Origin of the sequence: Streptomyces sp. NPDC001985, assembly GCF_040296845.1 — a bacterium.
Lineage (GTDB): Bacteria > Actinomycetota > Actinomycetes > Streptomycetales > Streptomycetaceae > Streptomyces.
This window is the reverse complement of sequence record NZ_JBEOYB010000152.1, coordinates 1-6,065: the sequence shown is the minus strand read 5'-3', so window position 1 is coordinate 6,065 and position 6,065 is coordinate 1. Positions and strand designations below refer to the sequence as shown.

At 71.9% G+C, this 6,065-nt stretch carries 5 protein-coding genes; 4 read left to right on the top strand and 1 reads right to left on the bottom strand.

What is annotated here, in order from left to right; translation table 11 throughout:
- The first annotated feature begins 113 nt into the window (after positions 1 to 113).
- Positions 114 to 1,262, top strand: a complete 1,149-nt coding sequence (locus tag ABT122_RS33005) for an RDD family protein (protein ID WP_502976242.1) — start codon at positions 114 to 116, stop codon at positions 1,260 to 1,262.
- 88 nt (positions 1,263 to 1,350) lie between these two features.
- Positions 1,351 to 2,193, top strand: a complete 843-nt coding sequence (locus ABT122_RS33000; RefSeq protein WP_351559785.1) for an RDD family protein — start codon at positions 1,351 to 1,353, stop codon at positions 2,191 to 2,193.
- A gap of 21 nt (positions 2,194 to 2,214) precedes the next feature.
- On the opposite strand, the gene ABT122_RS32995 is transcribed toward ABT122_RS33000, so the two are convergent.
- A complete protein-coding gene (locus tag ABT122_RS32995; protein ID WP_351559783.1) occupies positions 2,215 to 2,499 on the bottom strand; it encodes a hypothetical protein in 285 nt (94 codons plus the stop codon).
- Positions 2,500 to 2,938: 439 nt separating this feature from the next.
- Between ABT122_RS32995 and ABT122_RS32990 the strand changes: the two genes are divergently transcribed.
- Both ABT122_RS32990 and ABT122_RS32985 read left to right on the top strand, forming a co-directional pair.
- Complete coding sequence (locus ABT122_RS32990; protein ID WP_351559781.1) at positions 2,939 to 5,368, top strand: immune inhibitor A domain-containing protein; 2,430 nt, start codon at positions 2,939 to 2,941, stop codon at positions 5,366 to 5,368.
- A gap of 123 nt (positions 5,369 to 5,491) precedes the next feature.
- Positions 5,492 to 5,809: a hypothetical protein gene (locus tag ABT122_RS32985; RefSeq protein ID WP_351559780.1), complete on the top strand. Its 318-nt coding sequence runs from the start codon at positions 5,492 to 5,494 to the stop codon at positions 5,807 to 5,809.
- The last annotated feature ends 256 nt before the right edge of the window (positions 5,810 to 6,065 follow it).

Genomic DNA, 6,065 nt, shown 5'->3' with positions numbered 1-6,065 from the left:
CGAGCCGGCCCGCGGCCATGGCGGGCGTTGTGTTGCCCGAGAGGCCGGGCGGGACGGGCCGGGCGCCCGGCCCGTCCGGCCGGGTGCGCGAGGCCGCGTCCGCGCCGGCCCACGTGGAGGAGACCGGGCCGGTCTTCCTCGACGAGGAGCCGCCGGACGAACCGGCCCGGCCGGAGCCGGCGGCGGCCTGGCAGGCGGACACCTCCCGGCAGGGCGGGTTCGGCGGCGAGCGCGACCACCGGGTCTCCTGGGGCGGCGGCGGGCCGGACCCCCGCGCTCAGGCCGCCGAGCCCCCGGCACCCTCCGCGGACCCGCGGCTGCCCGGGGCGCGGCAGCCCGCCGAGAAGCCGCCGGCCGACAGCACCATGACCATCCGCCCCCAGCGGGACCGCTCCCCGGAGCAGCCCGGCCCGGCGCGCGGCGCCGAAGGGCCCGGCGCCGGGCCCAGGACACCCGGTGTCCAGCCCCAGCCCCAGCCGCTGCCCCCGGTCCCGTACCGTCCGCAGCCCTCCGTACAGCCGCAGCCCCAGCCGCAGCCGCAGGCCCAGCCCCAGGCTCACCCGCAGCCCCAGGCTCAACCCCGGGCTCAGCCCCAGCCGCAGGCCCAGGCCCCCGGACACGTTCCCGCCCCCGCTCCCGGGCCCGGCGGCGGGTCCGCGTCCTGGGCGCAGCAGGTGCATCAGCTCGCCCAGCCCGGGGAGCCGGAGCAGCCACCGGTCGTCCCCTGGAAGCCGCCGACGGCCGACCCCTTTCTCCGGATGGCCCAGGCACAGGCCGCCGCCCGCCCCGCCGGGCTCGGCAAGCGGTTCGCCGCCCGGCTGATCGACAGTCTGGTCCTCGGCACACTCGTGGGCGCGGTCGCCGTGCCCATGACCGTCCGGGCCATCGACCACATCGACGCCAAGATCGAGGCGGCCCGGCAGACGGGACAGACCGTCACCGTCTGGCTCGTCGACGCCACCACCGCCGTCCATCTCGGCACCGTCCTCGCCGCCCTGCTGATCCTCGGCGCTCTGTACGAGGCGCTGCCGACCGCCAGGTGGGGCCGCACGCTCGGCAAGAGGGTGTGCGGGCTCAAGGTCGTCGACATCGAGTCGCACGAGCCCCCGGGGTTCGGCGCGGCCCTGCGCCGCTGGCTGGTCTACGGGGTGCTGGGGCTGCTCGCCGTCGGGGTGGTCAATGTGGTCTGGGGGCTCTTCGACCGGCCGTGGCGGCAGTGCTGGCACGACAAGGCGGCGCACACCTTCGTCACCGCGGCCTGACCGCTCCCGCCACCCGGCCGGAGCGCCGGTTCCCCCGAACGGAGCGCGAGCTTTTGCGGGGGTGCCGGGCTCGGGATGCACTGCCCTCATGAGCAATGATCAGCCACCGCCACCCGGCCCGGGCGGCCCCGAGGACGATCCCTTCTTCAAGAAGCCGCAGGGCCCCACCCCGCCCGGCGGCCAGGGACCCCCTCCGGGAGGCCCGGCGGGTCCGCCGGGTCCGGGCGGCCCCGGCGGGCAGGACGGCGGTCAGGGCTGGCAGGCGGGCCCGGCCGGCCCCAGCGGCCCGGGCGGACCGGGCGGCCCCGCGGGTCCGGCGGGACCCGGCGGGCAGGGCGGCCCGTACGGCAGCGGCGGCGGGATGCCCCCGTACGACCCCAACGCCTATGGCGGCGGTCCCTACGGCGGCGCCCCCGACCCGCTGGCCGGCATGCCCCCGCTCGCCGATTTCGGCCGGCGTCTCGCCGCCCGGATCATCGACGCGCTGATCGTCTTCATCCCGCTCTTCCTGATCTCGCTGCTCTTCGGCGGCTGGGGCAGCGGCAGCGACGGCGACAGCTGGGACGACATCGCCAACGATGTGAACACCGGCCGTCAGTGGGTGTGGTCGCTGATCTCCATGGTGGTGTACGTCGCCTACGACACCCTGATGGTGAAGAAGAACGGCCAGACCATCGGCAAGCGGCTGCTGAAACTCCGGGTGGCGATGCTCAACGACGGCAGCACCCCCGACACGCGCTCGGCGCTGCTGCGCGCCGCGGTGCTCTGGGTGCCGGCGCTGCTCTGCTGCTTCTGCGTCTGGTGGCTCGTCATCATCATCACGATCATCGCCGACAAGCCGTACCGCCAGGGGCTCCACGACAAGGCGGGCCGGACCGTCGTGGTCACCGTCCCGGAACCGGTGACGGACCAGCGCACGGGCAGGGTCTGAAACGGCGCCCGGGGAGTGGGTCTAGCGGCGCGCCGCGCGCTCCCCGGCGCCGGCGTGCGCCGGCGGCGCGTGCACCCGGGCCACCGGCGCGCGGGCCGGGGCGGTGGGCGCCGCCCCACGCGCCGTGCGCGCCGCCCGTGCCATCGGCAGAACCACCGCCACCAGCAGCCCGAGGGCCATCGAGACAAGGCCGATCGCGGCCACCCCGAGAGCCGCCGTGGTGCGGGTGAACAGCAAGAGGGCCAGTGCGGAGAGGACGACAGTGGCCGAACCGTAGGCGAGCTGTGCGGCAGTCGGACGCGGCATGGCGGTATCCGTCCTGGCAGATCGGGGATGTCGGGCGACGTCGGGGCGGGCCTCTTCAGCGCGGTCCGCGCGGCTCACGGCGGTGCGTGAGCGCACGGAACTCTCTTCGACTGTACGGCGCGGAGTGCTCCTGGGGAACCAGGGGTAAGCGTGACCTCACTCGTGGTGCCGGTGCATAGGGGGCGCACGGAGTCATACGCCCATCGAACTGGCGTATTTCATGCGCCCTTTGTCCGAACCTCTCCCCGTCTCCCTCGGCCGCCGGGGCCGTCCGGATACCGGAACATGGCTTCTGCATAGTGCAGTTGGAATGTCTGCGTCAAGGGTTGTCTTTTCTTCTCCGGCTGCGGTCGAATGCCGTCACTTGTGACGCGCGCGAACCTCGCCCGGACGACCCCACTGCGGTCCGCCGCGAGGCCGCAGGGGAGGACTCCGACACATGACCACGAAGAGACGGACGACCAGAGCGTCCGCCGTGATCGTCGCGCTCGCCGCGACCACCGCGGCGGTCTCGGCGTTCAGTACCGCCCGGGCCGGGGATCAGGCGTCCCCCGCCCCGGTGAGCAGCGCCGTCGACCGCCAGGACCCGGCGCCCGGGGGCAAGGACCACGTCGACCACGACCTCGACGGCCCCTTCAGCAAGCAGCAGGCGCAGCAGCGCGAGTCGGCGCTGGAGAAGGTCATATCCGGGGACGCGACCGTGCAGCGGCGCGGCGGGTCCAATGTGGTCAGGCTCGACAAGGGCAAGTACGTCGAGCTGGGCCGGGAGAAGACCGACAAGATCTTCACCATCCTGCTGGAGTTCGGCACCAAGGTCGACGACACCACGACGCACGACCCGGACGGGCCGGAGGGACCCCAGCCGCCGATCAAGAAGTACGGCGGTACGCCCGGCCCCGCCCACAACGAGATCGCCGAGCCGGACCGCGCGGTCAACAACTCCACGGACTGGCGCGCGGACTACAACCGCGAGCACTTCGAGGACCTCTACTTCGGCACCGGCAAGGACGCGGCCGGCCGGCAGAAGCAGTCCGTGAAGACCTACTTCGAGAAGGCGTCATCGGGGCGCTACTCGGTCGAGGGCGCGGTCTCCGACTGGGTGAAGGTCGAGTACAACGAGGCCCGTTACGGCTCCAACTACTGCGGCGAGAGCAACTGCGTCAACACCTGGGACGCGGTCCGCGACGGTGTCAACGCCTGGGTCAGGGACCAGAAGGCGCAGGGCCGCACGGACGCCCAGATCAAGGCCGACCTGGCCCAGTACGACCTCTGGGACCGCTACGACTTCGACAACGACGGCGACTTCAACGAGTCCGACGGCTATATCGACCACTTCCAGTTCGTCCACGCCGGTGAGGACGAGTCGGCGGGCGGCGGAGCCCAGGGCACGGACGCCATCTGGGCGCACCGCTGGTACGCGTACGGCACCGACGCGGGCCGCACCGGCCCGGGCGGGAACAAGGCCGGCGGCACCCAGATCGGTGACACCGGCATCTGGGTCGGCGACTACACCGTGCAGCCCGAGAACGGCGGCCTCGGTGTCTTCGCCCATGAGTACGGCCACGACCTGGGCCTTCCGGACCTGTACGACTACTCCGGCCTGGGCGGTGAGAACTCCACCGGCTTCTGGAGCCTGATGTCCTCGGGCTCCTGGCTCGGCACGGGCAGGAACGCCATCGGCGATCTGCCGGGCGACATGACCTCCTGGGACAAGCTCCAGCTGGGGTGGCTCAACTACACCAAGGCGAAGGCCGGGACGGCGTCGACCCACACGCTCGGTGTCTCCGCGTACAACACCAAGCGGCCCCAGGCGCTCGTCGTCGAACTCCCGAAGAAGCCCGGCACCACCCCGGTCGTGAAGCCCGCCGAGGGCTCCAGGCAGTGGTGGAGCGACATGGGCGACAATCTGCGGAACACCCTGACCAGGCCGGTCGACCTCACGGGCAGGTCCACGGCGTCGCTGGAGCTGTCCGGCTGGTGGCAGGCCGAGCGCGGGTACGACTATGTCTACACCGAGGTCTCCACGGACGGCGGGACCAACTGGACCGCCCTCGACGGCACCGCGAACGGCAAGCAGATCACCCGTGACTCGGCCGGCACCCCGGCGCTGACCGGCCGCTCCGGCGGGTACCAGCGGCTGGTCTACGGGCTGGACGCCTACGCGGGCAAGAAGGTGGATGTCCGGTTCCACTACCGGACGGACGGCGCCACGGCGGAGAAGGGCTTCGCGGCCGACGCGATCACCCTGCGCGCGGACGGCGCGCCGCTCTTCACCGACAACGCGGAGGGGGACGACGCGGGCTGGACCGCGAAGGGCTTCTCGCGCATCGGTGAGTCCTTCACCAAGGACTACGAGCAGTACTACATCGCCGAGAACCGGCAGTACGTCTCGTACGACAAGACCCTGGAAGTCGGCCCGTACAACTTCGGGTTCACCGCCCCGAGGAACAAGTGGGTCGAGCACTACGCCAACCAGAACGGGCTGCTGATCTGGCTCTGGGACACCTTCCAGCAGGACAACAACACCATGGTCCACCCGGGCCAGGGGCAGATCCTGCCGATCGACGCCAACCCCGAGCCGCTGAAGTGGGCGGACGGCACGGTGATGCGCAACCGCATCCAGTCCTTCGACGCGACCTTCAGCACCCGGCCGTACGACGGGTTCACCCTGCACAGGGCGGGCGTGCCGACGAAGATCAAGGCGAAGCCGGGGCGGGGGGTCTTCGACGACCGCAAGGGCGTCTACTGGACCGCCGAGAACCCGACGGGGAGTGTGCGTGTAACTGACACCAATACTCGGATCGCGATTGTGAAGGAGCCGCGGAGCGGCGAAACGATCACGGTGAGGGTTGGGCCCTCGACGAAGTAATTGGCATAACAGCAGGTCAAAGCATGATCGGCCGTCGCCCTCTAGCGGGCGGCGGCCGATCGTGTTTAGGTGCGAGGTGGTGGACCGTTATTGACACGTCATCTCACGGGGGAGTGGAGCAGTATGCCCGGCGGAGGTTTCAGCAAGCTGCCGAACGGCAGTGTGGTCGTCGCGCTCAGTCTGCCCAGCCCGCTGGGGGACGGGCGGCCGGCGCGGTTTCTGGTGCACGCGGCGAATCGGGCGCGGGCGCTGACGAGGCTGCGGAATCTGGGGTTGCGGGCGGTGTATCTGCGGGGGAACGCGGAGCCGCCGACGCCGGATGAGATCACGGCGGTGCTGCATCATCCGGATGGGTTGTTGTGGCGGGCGAATCCGCAGATCGGGGCGGAGCTGTGGCACCCGATCAGGGCCCTCCTCCGCGAGGCCTCCTTACCCGACTAGCCCGCCTCCCCTGGCCGCCCCGCGAATCCCAGCCTGTCCGGCGTTTGAGGACGGACCCTCGGCCACGGGTGCCCTGAGCGATTCCGGCCGGTCCGGCAAATCCAGCCTGTCCGGCGTTTGAGGACGGACCCTGTGCCACAGGTCCCCGCACGGTGCGGTGCGGGCCACGGTCGGGGGCCGGCCCCCGAACCCCCGCGCCTCAATCGCCGGCGGGGCTGGGGTGGTGCGCTCAATCGTCGGCGGGGCTGGGGTGGTG